Here is an 18115-nt window from a genome sequence, read left to right as displayed (position 1 = left end):
CGACCCTGTTTATTGCTTTTTGGGGCTCGCCGCTGAAGCGGGCTTGGGCTGTGCAGCACCGTCATCGTTCAAGGAACGGTTGATTGACTGATTAATGCTGTTCACGACACCGTCAAAATCACTGAAGGCGCGATTGAGCGCGGCAGGTGCTTCAGAAATACTGACCCCATTTATAGATTCAGATTGATCTGATGCACAGCCGGTCAGAACCATCAGAAAAACCAGCCCTGCGAAAAACGAACGCATCATGACTCCAAGCTCAAAAGGTAAGGGGCCATGCAGGCCCCTCCGAGTACGAATCCGCGCGCTTAGGCCAAGCCCGGTCAGGCCAGCTTCCATTCGTGGCGGAAAGCTTGCGGCGCCTCTGCCTGGGATTCGTAAGTGACTAATTCCCAGGCGTCCTGCTGCTCGAGCAAGGCGCGGGCCAATTGGTTGTTCAGGGCATGGCCGGACTTCTGGGCGACATAGCGGGCCACCAGCGGTTTGCCCAGCAGATAGAGGTCACCGATAGCGTCCAGAATCTTGTGTTTGACGAACTCGTCGTCGTAACGCAGGCCGTCACTATTCAGGACGCGGAACTCGTCCATCACAATCGCGTTATCGAGGCTGCCCCCACGCGCCAGCCCCATGGATCGCAAGGCCTCGACTTCATTGACGAAACCGAAGGTGCGCGCACGGGCGATTTCGCGCACGTAGGAGTGCGTGGCAAAGTCGATTTCAGCGAAATTGGCGGTGGAATCGATGGCCGGATGGCGGAAATCAATCGAAAACGCCAGCGCGAAGCCTTCATGGGGCTCCAAACGAGCCCACTTTTCATTACGACCCTCCCCCTCACGCACCTCGATGGGCTTGAGTACGCGAATGAAATGCTTGGGGGCGTTCTGCTCGACGATGCCCGCTGACCGCAGCAGGTATACGAAAGTTGCTGCGCTGCCGTCCATGATGGGCACTTCTTCGGCCGTCAGGTCAACATGCAGGTTGTCGATGCCCAGTCCAGCAAGGGCGGACATCAAATGCTCCACCGTGGACACGCGCACATTGCCTTGTTGCAATACCGAGGCCATGCGTGTGTCGCCCACGCCCGTCGCCTGGGCCGGCAGGTCAACCACCTGAGGCAGGTCGACACGATGAAACACAATACCCGTATTGGGCTGTGCGGGACGCAAAGTCAACTCGACGCGACGCCCGGAATGGACACCGACGCCCGTCGTGCGGACAAGATTTTGAATGGTGCGCTGTCGAAACATAATTGGTGCTTTTAGACCAGCCAGCCAGGACAACAACCTCAACATCAGGGATTATGTTCAGGAAGTATGTCAGCTTGATAGTGCCATTGTAACCCCGAGGGCAAAGCGATGCCATGCAGGGGCAATATTCACGCCGGGACCCATCCTCTCTGGTTGATATTCGACAAGGCTCCATCACCCGCCTGCCCAGGGGAGGAAGCAGGCGGGTGTCGAGGGAGTGCTACGCCCCGCAAGGCGCTGTCAGACGCTTAGTCAGCTTGCTTGCGCAGAAAGGCCGGGATATCGAAATGATCCATACCCGAGCTTTCCAGCGCGCGCACCTGAGCCGAAGCCTGCGAACGCGGATTGCGCATCACGGACGGCATATCCAGACCACGATAATCGCCAGTCTGGCCGGCCAGCATACCGCCCACGGGCAGGTTGTCCGTACCCGTGCGCAACTCTTCGGTAGCCGTCTGCACCAGCTGCGGACGTGCGGTGGCGCGGCCCAGGCCGGTGGCCACAACGGTCACGCGCAGGCTTTCACCCATGCTCTCGTCATAGGCGGTGCCGAAAATCACGGTGGCATCTTCCGAAGCGTAGCTACGGATGGTTTCCATGATTTCGCGCGTTTCGCGCATCTTCAGCGAGCGAGCGGAAGTAATGTTGACCAGCACGCCACGGGCACCGTGAAGGTCCACGCCTTCCAGCAGCGGGCAGGCAATCGCCTTCTCGGCAGCGACGCGAGCGCGGTCGGCGCCGCTGGCGCTGGCCGTACCCATCATGGCCTGACCCTGCTCGCCCATGATGGTTTTGACGTCTTCGAAGTCAACGTTAACATTACCTTCGACGTTAATGATTTCAGCGATACCCGCGCAGGCGTTGTGCAGGATATCGTCGGCAGACTTGAAGCAGTCTTCCTGAGTGGCGTCCTCATCCATCAGCTCATACAGGTTCTCGTTCAGAACCACGATGAGCGAATGCACGTGCTTGGCCAGTTCAGCCACGCCCTCTTCAGCCATTTTCAGGCGCTTGTTGCCCTCAAACATGAAGGGCTTGGTCACCACGCCGACCGTCAGGATACCCAGTTCCTTGGCGACTTCTGCCACGACCGGCCCCGCGCCCGTGCCCGTGCCGCCGCCCATACCGGCGGTGATGAACACCATATGCGCGCCATTCAGCGCAGCACGAATTTCTTCACGCGCCGTTTCGGCGGCTGCGCGACCCTGCTCCGGCTTGGCGCCAGCACCCAGGCCGGTACGGCCCAGACGGATTTGCACCGGCGCATTGGTTGCAGCCAACGCCTGGGCATCAGTGTTGGCGCAAATGAAATCGACGCCGCTGACACCACTGCGAATCATATGCGCGACAGCATTGCCGCCCGCGCCTCCAACGCCTACGACCTTGATGACGGTCCCCTTGGCGTTGCTCTCAAGCATCTCAAAGTTCATCATGATGACTCCCTCACAAGTCGAATTCCAAACCAGAATATCCCCAACAACCTGTCTTTAACCGCCTCAACTCCGCAACTGACTGGCTGGCCAATCCGCTACGGGGTTGAGGCGTTCCCTCTCCCGACAAAGGCCGCAGGCTGCACGGCCATTGCCGAGGGATGGGCCCGCACCCATCCCTGAAATCAATTCATGAACCACTCTTTCATCCGCGCCAGCAGGCTTTTGAAATTGCCCGTCTGAGCGGCGACCTTCCTGCCACGCACGCGCTGCAAGCGCGCTTCCTGCAAAAGCCCCATGACGGTCGAGAAGCGCGGGTTACGCATCACGTCCGCCAGGCTGCCCTCATACTCGGGAACCGCTACACGCACCGGCTTGAGGAATACGTCCTCGGCCAGTTCGATCATTCCAGGCAGTTGCGCCGATCCGCCGGTCAACACGACACCAGACGAGAGCAGATCCTCGTAGCCCGAATCACGCACGACCTGTTGCACCAGGTTGAACAGCTCTTCGACACGCGGCTCGATCACAGCCCCCAGCGCCTGGCGCTTGACCTGACGTGAACCGCGATCGCCCAATCCGGGCACTTCCACGGTCTCATCCGGGCTGGCGATGACCTGTTTGGCCACGCCGTAACGCAACTTGATTTCTTCGGCATCCGGCGTCGGCGTGCGCAACATGGCCGCGATGTCGTTGGTGATCTGGTCACCCGCGATAGGGATGACCGCCGTATGACGGATAGCCCCCCCGGTATAGATCGCCACATCCGTCGTGCCGCCGCCAATATCGACCAGCACCACGCCCAACTCTTTCTCGTCAGGCGTCAGGCAGGCAAGGCTGGAGGCCAGCGGTTGCAGAATCAGGTCCTGCACTTCGAGTCCGCAACGGCGCACGCACTTGACGATGTTCTGCGCAGCACTCACCGCGCCAGTGACGATGTGCACGCGCACTTCGAGGCGCAGACCGCTCATGCCGATGGGTTCTCGGATATCTTCCTGACCATCGACGATGAATTCCTGAGTCAGGACGTGCAGCACCTGCTGGTCGGTCGGAATGTTGACAGCCTTGGCGGTCTCGATCACGCGCGCCACATCGGTAGCGGTGACTTCTTTGTCTTTGACCGCAACCATGCCGCTGGAGTTGAAACTGCGGATATGGCTGCCCGCGATGCCGGTATAGACATCACGGATCTTGCAGTCGGCCATCAGCTCGGCCTCTTCCAGCGCACGCTGAATCGAGTTGACGGTCGTCTCGATATTGACGACGACGCCTTTGCGCATGCCGCGCGACTCGTGCTGCCCCAGCCCGAGTACCTCGAAACGGCCTTCGGGCAGGATTTCAGCCACCACCGCAACCACCTTGCTGGTGCCGATATCGAGGGCGACGATTAGGTCCTTGATGTCACGAGTCATGGCGTCAATTTTTCTTGGCAGGTTTCGATTTGGAATGTGATTTGCTTTCGGACGGCGGCAAGGGCGCAAGGGCCAGAGCGAAACCATTCGGGTAACGCAGGTCCGCGCCAGTCACGGTGCGCCCTTCCAGGTGGCTCATCACCCCCGGCCAGACTTGTACAAAACGTTGAATGCGGGCGGCAAAGGGCAGTGCCCCAGGCAGGCCATGCGGATCCGGCGCATCCGCGCCCGGATCGCGGCCAAGATCCAGGGTCATGCCATTGGACAGCACGGCCTTCCAGGCATAGCGCGGGCTCAACTCCAGCTCTCGGACATGCAGATCCAGCGGCGCGAACCAGCGCGCCAGCTCCGCATAACGTTGCACCACGAGACTCTCCGAACCCTCCGGTCCGGAGAATTGCGGCAAGGTATCCTCGTCGTCCAGCTCGCCGGTGTTTGCCGTGAACGCCTCGCCCCAGGTATTGATCATCTGGTTTTCGTTCCACAGCGCCAGAGGCTGCTGCTCTTCGATCCGCACGCGCAGGGTGTTCGGCCAGATGCGCCGCACAGTGGCATGACGCACCCAGGGCACGGACTCGAACACTTTGCGCGCATCGTCCAGGTCCATCGTGAAGAAATTGCCCTTGAAACGACCGGCAATCGCCGAACGCACCGAGCCCGGCGAAACATAGTGCAGCTCGCTCTCCGGCATGGGTTCGAGCTCGATGGCAGCCAGATTGAAATACGGCCGCTGCGCCACCCACGCCACGCCGGCAAGCAGCAAAGCGGCGACCGCCAGCACGGCTAGCGTGTTGGCGACCAGGTTGATGGTACGAGCCTCGTTCCACACAGAACTTCCTATCCATTGGCGCGCGCCGGTGCGCGCAGCTTACAAGAGGCATCCGCCAGAATCGCGACACACAGCTCGGCATAGCTCATGCCGACCGCGCGCGCGGCCATGGGCACCAGCGAATGGCTGGTCATACCGGGAGAAGTATTCATCTCCAGCAACCAGGGCTGGTTTTGCCCATCCAGAATAAAATCCGCACGCCCCCAGCCTTCGCAGCCCAATGCGCGATAGGCCTGAACGGCAATCTTCTCGATTTGCTCGGCCACGCCCACAGGCAAGTCCGCCGGGCAAAAATACTGGGTCACGTCTGTGAAATACTTGTTCTGATAGTCGTAGTTGCCATCCGGCGCCACGATCTCGATCACAGGCAGCGCACGCGCATTACGGCCCGAACCCAGTAAGGCGACGGTCAGCTCCCGGCCGCGAACAAACTGTTCGGCCAGCACGACTTCATCAAAGTGCGAGGCCGCCGCATAAGCCTGCTCCATGTCGGCGCAAGCCGCCACTTTGGTGATACCCACGGTCGAACCTTCGTGCGGCGGCTTGAGAATCAGCGGAAGCCCCAGACGGTCAGGCACCCGCCGCAGTTCCGTGTCCGAGTCAATTTCCTCAAATGCGGGGGTAGGCAGGCCATGCTGCAGCCACACCCGCTTGGTCATGATCTTGTCCATCGCCAGCGCCGAAGCCGTCACGCCGCTTCCGGTATAGGGAATGTTCAACAGTTCCAGCGCGCCCTGAATCGCACCATCTTCGCCAAAGCGGCCATGCAGGGCGATGAACACCCGCTCGAAGCCGGCGGCTTCCAGCGCCGTGAGATCCTGCAAACCAGTATCGAACAGATGCGCGTCAACGCCTGCGCTGCGCAATGCCTCGTGCACACCGGCCCCGGACATGAGCGAAACCTCGCGCTCGGCAGAACGTCCGCCATACAGCACGCCAACTTTTCCAAAACGCTGTGTCATGCATGTTCTCCCAGTTGCGACGGAACCTTGCTGATGGACCCGGCGCCCATCAGGATCAATACATCGCCATCACGCATGAAATCCCGCACTGCCTGCGGCAGCTCGGCTACATCTTCTACAAACAAAGGCTCAACTTTTCCGGCCACGCGCAACGCGCGCGCAAGGGCCCGCCCATCGGCAGCCACCAGCGGCGCCTCGCCGGCCGCATAAACCTCGGTCAGCAGCACGGCATCTGCCGTACCCAGCACGCGCACGAAATCTTCAAAGCAGTCCCGCGTGCGCGTGTAACGATGCGGCTGGAAGGCCAGCACAATACGCCGGTCCGGCCAGGCGCCGCGGGCCGCAGCCAGCGTGGCGGCCATTTCGACCGGATGATGGCCATAATCATCGATGACGGAATACCTGCCGCCGCCCTGCGCCTCGGCCACCGGAAACTCGCCCCATTGCGTAAAGCGGCGGCCCACGCCTTTGAAGCCCGCCAGCGCCTGGCAAATGGCGGCATCGGCGACACCCAGTTCGGAAGCCACGGCGATCGCAGCCAGAGCATTGCGCACATTGTGCAAGCCCGGCAGGTTCAGTTCGACCTCGAGCGTGGGCAGATCCTGCTCGCGGCCTTGGCGGCGCACGGAAAAACGCATGCGCGTTCCATCGGCCTGTACGTTTTCAGCGCGGACCTGCGCGTCGGGGCTCAGGCCATAAGTCGTGATCGGCCGCGACACAAAGGGCATGATTTCGCGCACATTGGCATCGTCGGCGCACAACACTGCGCTGCCATAAAAGGGCAGACGCTGGGTGAACTCGATGAAGGCGCTCTTGAGACGCGCCACATCGTGCCCATAGGTATCCATATGGTCGGCGTCGATATTGGTGATGATGGCCATCACCGGCAGCAGATTCAGGAAAGAAGCATCCGACTCATCTGCCTCGACCACAATGAATTCACCCTGCCCCAATTGTGCATTGGCACCCGCCGAGTTCAGGCGGCCACCGATCACGAAGGTCGGGTCCAGGCCACCTGCGGCCAGCACGCTGGCGACCAGGCTGGTCGTCGTCGTCTTGCCATGCGTACCCGCCACAGCAATACCGCGCTTGAGGCGCATGAGTTCAGCCAGCATGACGGCGCGCGGCACCACAGGAATCCGCGCCAGACGGGCAGCGATCACCTCCGGGTTGTCACCGGCCACGGCCGTGGAGGTGACGATCGCATCAGCGTCCGCCACATTCTCGGCCGCATGGCCGATCGACACCTTCAGACCCAGATCGGCCAGACGGCGCGTAACGGTCGACTCGCTCAGATCGGAGCCGCTGACGGTGTAGCCCAGATTGAGCAACACCTCGGCGATGCCGCTCATGCCTGAGCCGCCCACGCCGACAAAATGAATATGTTGAATGCGATGTTTCATGATTGACGCCTCGCTGCCGCTACGCAGACGTCGGCGATATGCGCCGCCGCGTCCGGCCGCGCATGCGCGCGCGCCCGTTCGGCGACAGCTTGAAGTTCGGTACGGTCGCGCTGAGTCAGCCAATCGGCCAGCCACTGCGCGGTCAAAACATGCTGGGGTTGCAGCCAGGCGGCCTGCGCATCACTCAGATAGCGCGCATTGGCCGTTTGGTGATCGTCAATTGCATGAGGCAAGGGCACAAACAGTGCGGCCACGCCTGCCGCAGCCACCTCGGCCACCGTCATGGCGCCCGCGCGGCAAATCAGTACGTCAGCATTCGCCAATGCACTCGCCATGTCTTCGATGAAGGCAACGCACTCGGCCTGCACACCAGCTTTTGCATAGTCCGCCTGCAACGTTTGCAGATGCTGCGCGCCCGCCTGATGCATCACGATAGGTCGTTGCGCCGGAGGAATATTCCCGAGCGCCTGCGGCACGACGGTATTCAAAGCCTGCGCCCCAAGCGAGCCGCCCACCACCAGCAGGCGCAAAGGCCCCTGCCTGTCGGCATAGCGTTGCGCCGGGCTGCTTAGATCGCATAGATCTGCCCGCACGGGATTACCCACGTTGTCGGCACCGGGCAAGACGGCCGGAAAGCCCGTGAGGACGTTTTTCGCCATACGTGCCAGCCAGCGGTTGGCCGTACCGGCCACGGCATTCTGTTCGTGCACGACCAACGGCGTGCGGCGCAGCGCCGCGACCACGCCGCCGGGGAAAGCAACATAGCCCCCCATACCCAGCACGACATCCGGCTGGATCTCTGCCATATGCTTGCGGGCCTGAAGCAAGGCTCGCGTCAACAGCAGCGGCAACTTCAACAAAGCCGTCACGCCACGGCCGCGCAAGCCCTGAAAACGCAGGGGGGCCATCTCGATGCCGCGCGCGGGCACCAGCTTGCCTTCCATCTTGTCTGGATTGCCCAGCCAGCGCACCTGCCAGCCTCGTTGGCGCAAAATCTCAGCCACTGCCAGGCCCGGCATGATGTGACCGCCCGTGCCTCCGGCCATGATGAGAATGGTGGGCGCGCTCATACGCGGCCTCCCCGCATCATGACGCGGTTTTCATGATCGACCCGCAACAGCATGGCCAGCGCGCACAGATTCATCACGATGCCCGAGCCGCCGTAGCTCATCAAGGGCAAGGTCAAACCCTTGGTGGGCAGAAGGCCCAGGCAGACGCCCATATTGATGAAGGCCTGCACGCCAAACCACATAGCCACGCCATGAGCAACCAGGCCGGCAAAAGTGCGCTCCATGGCAATTGCCTGGCGACCGATATCAAAACCACGCTGCACAATGATGCCGAACAGCACGATGACCAGCATGACACCGGCGAAACCCAGCTCTTCGCCCACCACTGCCATGAGAAAGTCAGTATGTGCCTCTGGCAGGTAATGCAGTTTTTCGACGCTAGCGCCCAGACCCACGCCGAACCATTCGCCACGCCCCAGCGCAATCAGCGAATGAGATAGCTGATAGGCACTGCCATAAGCATTCTGCTCATTCCATGGGTCAAGATATGCAAACAGACGCGCCCGACGCCAGGGCGACAACCAGATCAACATCAGGAAGGTGCCAATCAGCACCGCCAGCAGACTGCTGAAATATTTGCCGTTGATACCCCCCAGGAACAAGATGCCGATGGCGATTGCCACGATCACCATGAAGGCGCCCAGGTCGGGCTCCAGCAACAACAGCATGCCCACGCCGCACAGGGCGCAGGCCATGGGGAGAAAGCCGCGCGCGAAAGCTTGCATATGCTCTTGCTTGCGCACGGTGTAATCGGCCGCATAGAGCAGCGCAGCCAGCTTCATCAATTCTGAAGGCTGGAAATTCAGCGGACCGAGCGGAATCCAGCGGTGCGCACCATTGACCTCGCGGCCAATGCCGGGAATCAACACCGCCACCAGCAAAATAAGCGCGATCACGAACAGCGGCACGGCAAGGCGTTGCCACACGCGGATGGGTATCGTCAGCACCACGGCGCCGGCGACCAGACCTGCCAACATGAACAGGCCATGGCGCAGCACAAAGTAATAGCGCCCATACGAGGCATAGCGTGGCCCATCGGCCAAACCGATCGAGGCCGAATACACCATCAACAGGCCAAGCAGCAACAGCGTCGATGCGGCTACGATAAGCGGCAGATCGCTATTGCGCATGCGGGTGCGCCCTGGACGCACGGCATTGACACTGGCGGTGAGTTCGGCGAACAGGCTCATAACACCTCACCTCGATCAAGGGCCAGCTCTTCGACCTCTTCGACGAACACCTGCCCGCGATGCGGATAATTACGGTACATATCGAGACTTGCGCAGGCCGGTGACAACAACACGGCCTCTCCCGCTTGTGCGATCTCGGCGGCGCGGCGAACCGCCTCGCGCATATCGGCGGCGACCACCAGGGCAACCCCGGTGGATTCGAGCACCTGCCCGATGGCCGGGCCATCGGCGCCAATCAGCACGACGGCACGGGCATGACGCGAAACGGCGGAACGCAGCGGCGAAAAGTCCTGTCCCTTGCCCTGGCCTCCTGCAATCAGCACCACGGTCTGCCCCAGGCCCTCGAGCGCGGCGACGGTGGCGCCAACGTTGGTGCCTTTGCTGTCATTGATATAGTCAACGCCGCCAATGCTGCGCACGAAAGCCGCTCGGTGCGGCTCGCCCGCGTAGTCGCGCAAAGCGCGCAACATGGGGCCCCAACCCAGCTCCAGCACACGCGCCAATTGCAAAGCAGCCAATGCGTTAAGGGCATTGTGCACGCCACGAATACGCAGAGCATCGACCGGCATCAAACGGCTCATGCGGCCCTCACCACGCTGCGGCGGTGGCGCATCCTTCTTGCGGCGCACAACCGGCTCATCGAAATCGCTAGGCTCGCAGGCCACCAGCCAGGAAACACCTTGCCCCAACTCCAGCCCCATGTCGCCCACTCTCTGCGGCAGATCACGGCCAAAGCTGCGCACATTCAGGCCATTGACATCAGCCACCATGGCCAGGGTCAGCGGGTCATCACGATTGACGATCGCCACGCGAGCCATCTTGAGCAAGCGGGCCTTGGCCTGAGCATAGGCCTGCATATCGCCATGCCAATCGAGATGGTCCTGCGTCACGTTCAGCACCACGGCCGCATCGGCCTGCAGGCTGTGCGTGGTTTCCAACTGGAAGCTGGAAAGCTCCAAAACCCAGACATCCGGCAAGGCATCCTGGTCCAGCGCCTCCATCAGCGATGCCAGAGCGGCCGGGCTGATATTGCCCGCCGCCCGGGCGCTCAGGCCGCAGGCCTCGATCAGTTGTCGCGTCAGGGCGGTAACCGTGGTCTTGCCATTGGTGCCCGTCACGGCGAGCAGGCGCGGATGATAGGCCCGTGCCTCGGCAAGACTGGCCAGCGCGCGCGCGAACAGCTCGACTTCACCCAGAACCTCGATACCGCGGGAGACGGCTGCGGCCAGCAAGCTGGCGGCCGGCTCCTGCCCCGGCGCGAGACCAGGGCTCAGGACCAGCTGCGTCACGCCATCCAGCAAGGCCGGATCAAAATGACTGCCGCAACCGAGGTGGTACTCCACCTGGGCCTCTTGCAAGACCGCTCGCAAACCCTCCAGGCCACCCGGCTGCATACGGGTATCGGCCACGCGAAGGCGGGCGCCCTCGCGGGCGCACCAGCGCGCAGCGGCCACTCCCGTCTCGCCCAATCCGAGGATCAGAACGAGCGGCGCATCGGCGCGGGAGGTGAGTTCGGTATTCATCGCAACTTCAGTGTCGAAAGGCCAATCAACACCAGCATCATGCTGATGATCCAGAAGCGCACCACAACCTGTGTTTCTTTCCAGCCGCCGACTTCAAAATGGTGGTGCAAAGGTGCCATCCTGAAGATACGTCTGCCCTGTCCGTACTTGCGCTTGGTGTATTTGAACCAAGTCACCTGCAGCATCACTGACAGCGTTTCGACGACGAACACGCCGCCCATGATGAACAACACGATCTCTTGGCGCACGATCACGGCAATGGTGCCCAGAGCCCCGCCCAGCGCCAACGCGCCGACGTCGCCCATGAAGACCTGCGCCGGATAGGCGTTAAACCACAAAAACGCCAGCCCCGCCCCGCCAATCGCGGCGCATAGCACCATCAGTTCGGAGGCGCCCGGAATGTAAGGAAACAGCAAATATTTGGAGTAATCGACGCGACCCACCACATAGGCGAAGATACCCAATGCTCCGCCCACCATGACGGTGGGCATGATAGCCAGGCCATCTAATCCATCGGTCAGGTTGACCGCATTGCTGGTGCCGACGATGACGAACCAGGTCAGCGCGACAAAACCCAGCACGCCCAGCGGATAGCTGACGGACTTAAAGAAAGGCACGATAAGGTCAGCGCGGGTGGGCAGCGGCATGGTGAAGCCGCTGACGACCCAGGCTTTGAAGAGCGGCCACAGTTCCGTGTTGGCCGGAGCCGACACCGCAAAGGCCAGATACACCGCCGCCACCAGGCCGATCGTCGCTTGCCAGAAAAACTTCTGACGCGCCGGCATGCCTTCAGGATCGCGATGGACCACCTTGCGGTAATCATCCATCCAGCCAATCCAACCAAACCCGAAGGTCACGAGCAGCACGACCCACACGAAGCGGTTGGTCCAATCGGCCCACAGCAAGGTGCTGATCGCAATGGAAATCAGGATAAGCGCACCGCCCATCGTGGGCGTGCCCGTCTTGACCAGATGCGTCTCGGGACCATAAGAGCGCACCGCCTGGCCAATCTTCATTTCGGTCAGCTTGCGAATCACCCTAGGGCCCGCCGCCAAACCGATCAACAAAGCTGTCGCACAAGCCAGCACCGCTCGCAAGGTGATGTATTCCAGCACGCCGATCGCGCGCACATCGTCAGACAGCCAACGAGCGATTTCAAGCAACATGCTTGTCCTCCTGGCCGGAGGCCGCCTCGTCGCCACTTGCAGAAAAAGCCGTCACTACCCGCTCCATGCGCATAAAGCGCGAACCTTTAATCAATACGCTGAACGGGTTCATGCCGCGCAAAGCGGCAAGGACTTCGTCTACGGATGCGCAAGCGTGCGCGCCTGCACCGAATTCGGCCGCAGCCGCCCGGCTGGCGTCACCCAGCGTGACCATTGCGTCGATCCCCTGATCGCGCGCGTACCCGCCAACTTCACGATGCATGGCAGGCCCCTCATCCCCGACTTCACCCATGTCGCCCAGCACAAGCACTCGTGGACCAGGCAACTGCGCAAGCACCTCGATGGCAACGCGCACCGAGTCGGGGTTCGCATTGTAGGTGTCATCAATGAGGATTGTTCCGTTACTCGTTTCTTTGCGTTGCATACGCCCTTTAACGGCAGAGAAGCCTTCCAGGGCCCGCACCGCACTCGCCAAAGGCGCTCCAGCAGCCAATGCGCAGGCAATTGCCGCCAAAGCGTTACGCAAATTATGCTCGCCAGGTACAGGTAAAACGATATCGGCCACACCCATCGGTGTTACCACCTGACACAAGGTACCCGAAGCATCAAGACGAATTTTCTGGGCGTACACATCCAGACCGGGCTGCAGGCCAAAGCGCAGCACCCGCCGCGCCCCCGCAAGCTCATCCCAGATAGGGGTGTAAACATCGTCACCGGGATAAACGGCCACGCCATCTTGGGGCAAAGCGGATAAGGCCGCGCCGTTCTCTCGCGCCACGGCCTCTACACCATGCAGGAATTCCTGATGCTCGCGCTGCGCATTGTTGACCAGCGCCACCGAGGCCTGAGCCATCGGCGCCAAATAAGCGATTTCGCCGGGATGATTCATCCCCAGCTCAAACACGGCGGCACGATGCCCCTCACGCAGCCGCAGCAGCGTCAGGGGTAAACCGATATCGTTATTGAAGTTGCCGGAAGTCGCCAGACGATGCGCCTCGCCCTGCCACGCCGCTAGAATGGCGGAGATCATCTCCTTGGTGGTGGTCTTGCCATTGCTGCCCGTGACGGCAATCACAGGCAGGCTGAAGCGCGCGCGCCAGGCCGTGGCCAAACGCCCCAAGGCGTGACGTGTCTCGCCCAGCACCAATTGCGGCAGGCTGGAATCACTCACGCGGTGGGCGACGACCGCAGCACATGCACCAGCGGCTTGAGCCTGAGCCAGATAACGGTGACCATCGAAATTCTCACCGCTGATCGCCACGAAAATTTCATCAGCAGCAACGCTGCGTGTGTCGGTCGAAACCCCTGCGACATGCGGCAGCAGCAAAGCAGCCCGGGCCCACTCGCGATCATCGAAAGCCAAGCGGCGACCGGCGATCTCCTGATAGGTCTCATGACCCTTACCCGCGAGCAGCACGACGTCTTCCGGCCGGCTGTCCCAGACCGCATGCAAAATGGCGAGGGCCCGATCGGACTCGGCGCGCAAGGCAAGGTCCGGCCCGACGCCGGCCAACACCTGATCAATGATGGCTTGTGGCGCCTCGCTGCGCGGATTGTCGCTTGAAACAATGATACGGTCGGCCAGCTCACCTGCAATACGGCCCATTTCGGGCCGTTTTCCCGGGTCACGATCGCCGCCGCAGCCAAACAGGCAGACCAGTGCGCCATTGCGCGCCTGCGCAACAGGCCGCAAGGCCAGCAAGGCACGCTCCAGGGCGTCCGGCGTATGCGCATAATCCACCACCACCAGCGGTCCCTGAGCGGAACCGACAGGCGCCACGGCTTGCAAACGCCCGTCTACCGGCGCGGCGGCAGCGACCTCGCGGGCCACGGCAGCCAGGGGCCAACCCAGCCTGAGCAGCAGACCCGCCACCAGCAGCAGATTGGCGACATTGTGATGCCCGAGCAAACCGGTGACGACCTGAGCTTGGCCCTCGGGGGTCGCCAGTGTGAAAACCTGCCCATGAGCCGTGGCCTGCAAATCGAGCGCGCGGACGTCGGCCTCGGCATGGTCGATGGCATAAGCACTGGCCAGGCCGACAGGCAGCTTGGCCAGCAGACGCCGGCCAGCGGCATCATCGGCATTGATCACGGCGGCCTGAAGCCCGGGCCAGTTGAACAGCAGGGCTTTCGCCGCTTCGTACTGCTCCATGGTCCCGTGGTAATCGAGATGGTCGCGCGTCAGATTGGTATAGCCGGCAGCAATCAGGCGCACACTGTCCATGCGGCCCTGCTCCAGACCGATCGAGGAGGCCTCAATCGCGACGGCTTGCGCCCCCGCGTCGCGCATCTGCGCCATCAAGCGGTGCAGGGTTATCACATCGGGCGTCGTGAGATTGCCGCCCAGCGAGACGCCATCCGGCAACAAACCGCCCAAGGTCCCTATCGTGCCGCAAGGCTTGCCCAGGCGGGTCAATGCCCGCGCAAGCCATTGCACGCAGGAGGTCTTGCCATTGGTGCCCGTCACGGCCAGAACGGTGAGACTGGCAGAGGGTTGCCCATACCAGCCGTCGGCCAACTCGCCCAGCATGCCGCGCAAGCCGGCCACAGGCAACACACGCGGATCGGCCACCACGCTCTGCGTCAGCGCATCGCTGTCATAAAGCACCACGGCGGCGCCCGCATCCAAAGCCGAGCCGATGTAAGCACGGCCATCGCCTTGCACTCCCCGGCAAGCAATAAACACGTCGCCAGGACTCAGCTCGCGTGAGTCGAGCCTCAGGTGCGCGCTCGCGGACACACGTGCCCGCAAAACCTCCAGTACCGGAAGCGCACTACCCTCAGATGCACGAACAAAATGCGGACTCAACGCTGACCTCCGTTATCAACACCCGCCACGATGGTGGATTCAAACGGCGCGTCAGGCTGCACACCCATCAGACGTAGACTTCCCCCCACGATGCTGGAAAACACGGGCGCGGCGATCGCGCCACCGTAGTAGCCCCCCACTTGAGGCTCGTCAATGGACACGGCCACGACAATCTTGGAATTGGAGACAGGCGCGAACCCCACGAATGAACTGCGATACCGCTGAAAACTGTATTTCCCATCGACAATCTTGCGTGCCGTCCCGCTCTTGCCGGCCACTCGGTAGCCGCGAACCTGGGCCGCCTTGGCGCCGTCCGGACCGGCGGCAGCCTCCAGCATGCCTCGGATCAACGCCGCCGTTTTCGGCGAATAGATCTTCACGCTGGTGGGATCACTGTCGCGCTTGACCAGTGTCAAAGAGACCATATCGCCATCACGTGCAAAAGCCGTGTAGGCCCGCGCCACCTGCAACAGCGACACCGACAGGCCATAGCCGTAAGCCATCGTGGCTTTCTCGATCAAGCGCCAACGGTCCCAGGGCCGCAGACGTCCCGGCGCAGCGCCGGGAAAACCCAGTTGCGGGGCCTGGCCCAGTCCCAGCTCGGTGAACCGATCCCACATCTCGCGTGACTGCAGTTTTTCGGAAATCATGGCCATGCCGATGTTGCTGGAGCGGCGCAGAATCCCGGCCACATCCAGCACACCATTGCGGCTCACATCGCTGATAGTCGAGCCTTGATACTGAAAGCGGCCATTACCGGTATCGAAGGTGGTGGCCGGCGTGATACGCCCCAGATCCAGCGCAAGCCCGGCCGTGAAAGGCTTCATGATGGAGCCGGGTTCAAAAGTATCGGTAATGGCCTGATTGCGCAGATTGGCAATCTTCCAGTTCTCGCGATGGTTTGGATCGTAGGAAGGTAGATTGGCCAGCGCCAGAATCTCTCCGGTTTTAACATCCACCACCACGGCCGTCGCAGCTCGCGCCTGATGCTTGTCTATCGCGGCCTGCAATTCCTTATAGACCAGGTATTGCAAGCGGGTATCTATCGACAGACGCAGATCGCGGCCATCCACAGGCAAGGTGATCGCCTTCACATCCTCAATGACGCGGCCCAGACGGTCCTTGATGACACGGCGGCTGCCCGGGCGGCCCGAAAGCTGCTCATTGAACGTCAGCTCGACCCCTTCCTGGCCCTGGTCCTCAACATTATTAAAGCCGACGATATGGGCCGTTACCTCACCCTCGGGGTAGTAACGCCGTGATTCCGGCTGCTGATGAATGCCCGGCAAGGCCATCTGCCGGATCTTGTCAGCCACATCCATCGGCACTTGCCGCTTGAGGTAAACGAAGTTGCGATCCTCGTCCGACAAGCGGCGGCGCAATTCGGCCGCTGGCGTATCGAGCAGCTTGGCCAGCGTGTTGATTTGATCAGGCGTGGCGGCCTTGGCATCTTCAGGGATGGCCCAGATGGCGCGCGCCGGTACGCTGGACGCCAGCACCACATTATTGCGGTCCATAATCTTGCCACGCGTGGCCGCCAAGGTCAGCGTACGCTCATAGCGGCGCTCACCCTGTTGCTGCAAAAACTCATTGGACAGCCCTTGCAGAAACAAAGCTCGACCGGCCAGAACCACCAGACCAGCAAACAGGAGAATCAGAACCAGCCGGGCGCGCCACATCGGCAATTGCCCACGCAGCACCGGGTTGTCGAAGAAAGGGACGCGCTTCATTGCACGCCCCCAGGCTGCACCATATAAATGGTGCGATCCGGCGAGATGGGAATCATCTTCAGATCATCGCGCGCCGCGCGGTCCACCCTGGCGTTGCGGGCCAACTCCGCGCGCTCCAGTTGCAGACGGCGCCAATTGATGTCCAGATCACGGGCCTCGGCCTGGCCGCGCCCCAACTCTATATAGAGCTGGCGCGACTGATACCTGCTCGTCACCAGAGAAATGGCGGACAGCATCAGCAAAGCGGCAACGACGAGGCAGGCACGGCCCATTAACGGCGCCTCCCCTTTTCCGCCGCACCGGGCACCGCCGGCACGAAATCTTCCGCACCCGTTGCGGGCAAGGGCTGCGAAGTACGTTCTGCGGCGCGCAGAATGGCAGAGCGCGAACGGGCGTTGCCGGCGACTTCGGCGTCGTCCGCAACCACTTTGCCCAGCGTTTGCAAAATAGGCTGCGGCAATTCGCTCTCACGCAGAGGCAGCCGCGGATGCGCGGCTGCCGGCCTTGCGGCCGCCGCGATGCACTGCTTGACCATCCGGTCCTCAAGCGAGTGAAAACTGATCACCGCCAACCTCCCCCCTGGGACAAGCAACTCTATAGCTGACGCGAGGGCGCGCGCGAGCTCTTCGAGCTCCCGATTGATGTAAATCCGTAGAGCCTGAAAGGTGCGTGTGGCCGGATGCTGCCCCTTTTCGCGCGTGCGGACGGCGCTGGCGACGCACTCGGCAAGCTCGAGCGTGGTGTGCAGCGGCCGTGTTGCGCGGCGAGCAGCAATCGCCTTTGCAACCTGAAAAGCAAACCGTTCTTCGCCATAATCTGCGATTACCTCCCGCATCTCTTCCACGCTGGCTTGCGCCAGCCAATCCGCCACCGTGGGACCACGGCTCGTATCCATACGCATATCGAGCGGGCCTTCTCGCATGAACGAGAATCCCCGATCCGCATCATCGATCTGGGGAGAAGACACCCCCAGATCCAACATCACGCCATCGATGCGCTCGATGCCGCGCGCTGCCAATTCTTCCGTCATGGTGGCAAAGCCGCCATGAACCACTGTCACCCGGGCATCTTCGGCAGCCAATGCCTGAGCCACGGCAATCGCCTCGGGGTCTTTATCGAACACAACCAGGCGGGCTTGAGGACCCAGACGGCCGAGCAACTCGCGGCTATGACCGCCCCGACCAAACGTACCGTCGACAAAAATGCCCGTGGCCTGCCGGGTCAAGGCTGCGGCCTCATCTCTGGGCCGCGCGCGTGAGGCGCCCCTGCCGCCGAAATCGGCTTGCAACAAGGCGTCCACCGTCGGCTCCAGTAGAACGGGCCGGTGTTCGAATTTCATAGTCG

15 protein-coding genes are annotated in these 18115 nt (G+C 61.8%); all 15 read right to left on the bottom strand.

What is annotated here, in order from left to right; all coding sequences use genetic code 11:
- Nucleotides 1-9 precede the first annotated feature (9 nt).
- The 15 genes from U0029_RS02760 to rsmH all read right to left on the bottom strand — a co-directional run bounded on the left by U0029_RS02760 (nucleotide 10) and on the right by rsmH (nucleotide 18110).
- Complete coding sequence (locus U0029_RS02760; protein WP_039051964.1) at nucleotides 10-249, bottom strand: hypothetical protein; 240 nt, start codon at nucleotides 247-249, stop codon at nucleotides 10-12.
- A gap of 74 nt (nucleotides 250-323) precedes the next feature.
- Complete coding sequence (lpxC, locus tag U0029_RS02755) at nucleotides 324-1247, bottom strand: UDP-3-O-acyl-N-acetylglucosamine deacetylase (protein ID WP_012418513.1); 924 nt, start codon at nucleotides 1245-1247, stop codon at nucleotides 324-326.
- A gap of 248 nt (nucleotides 1248-1495) precedes the next feature.
- The gene (ftsZ, locus tag U0029_RS02750; protein WP_012418514.1) at nucleotides 1496-2680 is read right to left on the bottom strand and encodes a cell division protein FtsZ; all 1185 of its coding nucleotides are present in this window, start codon (nucleotides 2678-2680) and stop codon (nucleotides 1496-1498) included.
- A gap of 182 nt (nucleotides 2681-2862) precedes the next feature.
- Entirely contained in the window at nucleotides 2863-4089 is a 1227-nt protein-coding gene (gene ftsA / locus U0029_RS02745) for a cell division protein FtsA (RefSeq protein ID WP_114852776.1), read from the bottom strand.
- A 4-nt stretch (nucleotides 4090-4093) separates the two neighbouring features.
- Nucleotides 4094-4918, bottom strand: coding sequence for a cell division protein FtsQ/DivIB (locus U0029_RS02740; RefSeq protein ID WP_039051965.1), 825 nt, complete (start codon nucleotides 4916-4918; stop codon nucleotides 4094-4096).
- A gap of 8 nt (nucleotides 4919-4926) precedes the next feature.
- Nucleotides 4927-5880: a D-alanine--D-alanine ligase gene (locus tag U0029_RS02735; RefSeq protein WP_012418517.1), complete on the bottom strand. Its 954-nt coding sequence runs from the start codon at nucleotides 5878-5880 to the stop codon at nucleotides 4927-4929.
- The gene (murC, locus tag U0029_RS02730) at nucleotides 5877-7283 is read right to left on the bottom strand and encodes a UDP-N-acetylmuramate--L-alanine ligase (RefSeq protein ID WP_114852777.1); all 1407 of its coding nucleotides are present in this window, start codon (nucleotides 7281-7283) and stop codon (nucleotides 5877-5879) included. Before murC ends, U0029_RS02735 begins: the two co-directional genes overlap by 4 nt.
- Nucleotides 7280-8353: an undecaprenyldiphospho-muramoylpentapeptide beta-N-acetylglucosaminyltransferase gene (murG, locus tag U0029_RS02725; RefSeq protein WP_114852778.1), complete on the bottom strand. Its 1074-nt coding sequence runs from the start codon at nucleotides 8351-8353 to the stop codon at nucleotides 7280-7282. Before murG ends, murC begins: the two co-directional genes overlap by 4 nt.
- The gene (ftsW, locus tag U0029_RS02720) at nucleotides 8350-9543 is read right to left on the bottom strand and encodes a putative lipid II flippase FtsW (RefSeq protein ID WP_012418520.1); all 1194 of its coding nucleotides are present in this window, start codon (nucleotides 9541-9543) and stop codon (nucleotides 8350-8352) included. The genes murG and ftsW overlap by 4 nt, the downstream gene beginning before the upstream one ends.
- A complete protein-coding gene (gene murD / locus U0029_RS02715) occupies nucleotides 9540-11066 on the bottom strand; it encodes a UDP-N-acetylmuramoyl-L-alanine--D-glutamate ligase (RefSeq protein WP_114852779.1) in 1527 nt (508 codons plus the stop codon). The genes ftsW and murD overlap by 4 nt, the downstream gene beginning before the upstream one ends.
- A complete protein-coding gene (gene mraY, locus U0029_RS02710; RefSeq protein ID WP_039051966.1) occupies nucleotides 11063-12232 on the bottom strand; it encodes a phospho-N-acetylmuramoyl-pentapeptide-transferase in 1170 nt (389 codons plus the stop codon). The genes murD and mraY overlap by 4 nt, the downstream gene beginning before the upstream one ends.
- A complete protein-coding gene (gene murF, locus U0029_RS02705) occupies nucleotides 12222-15041 on the bottom strand; it encodes a bifunctional UDP-N-acetylmuramoyl-L-alanyl-D-glutamate--2,6-diaminopimelate ligase MurE/UDP-N-acetylmuramoyl-tripeptide--D-alanyl-D-alanine ligase MurF (protein ID WP_114852780.1) in 2820 nt (939 codons plus the stop codon). The genes mraY and murF overlap by 11 nt, the downstream gene beginning before the upstream one ends.
- A complete protein-coding gene (locus tag U0029_RS02700; protein ID WP_114852781.1) occupies nucleotides 15038-16771 on the bottom strand; it encodes a peptidoglycan D,D-transpeptidase FtsI family protein in 1734 nt (577 codons plus the stop codon). Before U0029_RS02700 ends, murF begins: the two co-directional genes overlap by 4 nt.
- Complete coding sequence (gene ftsL / locus U0029_RS02695; RefSeq protein WP_012418525.1) at nucleotides 16768-17043, bottom strand: cell division protein FtsL; 276 nt, start codon at nucleotides 17041-17043, stop codon at nucleotides 16768-16770. The genes U0029_RS02700 and ftsL overlap by 4 nt, the downstream gene beginning before the upstream one ends.
- Nucleotides 17043-18110, bottom strand: a complete 1068-nt coding sequence (rsmH, locus tag U0029_RS02690) for a 16S rRNA (cytosine(1402)-N(4))-methyltransferase RsmH (RefSeq protein ID WP_012418526.1) — start codon at nucleotides 18108-18110, stop codon at nucleotides 17043-17045. The genes ftsL and rsmH overlap by 1 nt, the downstream gene beginning before the upstream one ends.
- Nucleotides 18111-18115: the final 5 nt, after the last annotated feature.

The organism is Bordetella avium (assembly GCF_034424645.1).
Lineage (GTDB): Bacteria > Pseudomonadota > Gammaproteobacteria > Burkholderiales > Burkholderiaceae_B > Bordetella > Bordetella avium.
Note: the sequence above shows the minus strand (reverse complement) of the source record. Positions and strands in the feature narration are given on the sequence as shown.

Coding starts and splice junctions, on each gene's coding strand:
- ftsL (WP_012418525.1), bottom strand. CDS start 17,043: ATGGGCCGTGCCTGCCTCGTCGTTGCCGCTTTGCTGATGCTGTCCGCC.
- U0029_RS02700 (WP_114852781.1), bottom strand. CDS start 16,771: ATGAAGCGCGTCCCTTTCTTCGACAACCCGGTGCTGCGTGGGCAATTG.
- murC (WP_114852777.1), bottom strand. CDS start 7,283: ATGAAACATCGCATTCAACATATTCATTTTGTCGGCGTGGGCGGCTCA.
- U0029_RS02760 (WP_039051964.1), bottom strand. CDS start 249: ATGATGCGTTCGTTTTTCGCAGGGCTGGTTTTTCTGATGGTTCTGACC.
- murG (WP_114852778.1), bottom strand. CDS start 8,353: ATGAGCGCGCCCACCATTCTCATCATGGCCGGAGGCACGGGCGGTCAC.
- murD (WP_114852779.1), bottom strand. CDS start 11,066: ATGAATACCGAACTCACCTCCCGCGCCGATGCGCCGCTCGTTCTGATC.
- U0029_RS02735 (WP_012418517.1), bottom strand. CDS start 5,880: ATGACACAGCGTTTTGGAAAAGTTGGCGTGCTGTATGGCGGACGTTCT.
- rsmH (WP_012418526.1), bottom strand. CDS start 18,110: ATGAAATTCGAACACCGGCCCGTTCTACTGGAGCCGACGGTGGACGCC.
- ftsZ (WP_012418514.1), bottom strand. CDS start 2,680: ATGATGAACTTTGAGATGCTTGAGAGCAACGCCAAGGGGACCGTCATC.
- ftsW (WP_012418520.1), bottom strand. CDS start 9,543: ATGAGCCTGTTCGCCGAACTCACCGCCAGTGTCAATGCCGTGCGTCCA.
- lpxC (WP_012418513.1), bottom strand. CDS start 1,247: ATGTTTCGACAGCGCACCATTCAAAATCTTGTCCGCACGACGGGCGTC.
- mraY (WP_039051966.1), bottom strand. CDS start 12,232: ATGTTGCTTGAAATCGCTCGTTGGCTGTCTGACGATGTGCGCGCGATC.
- ftsA (WP_114852776.1), bottom strand. CDS start 4,089: ATGACTCGTGACATCAAGGACCTAATCGTCGCCCTCGATATCGGCACC.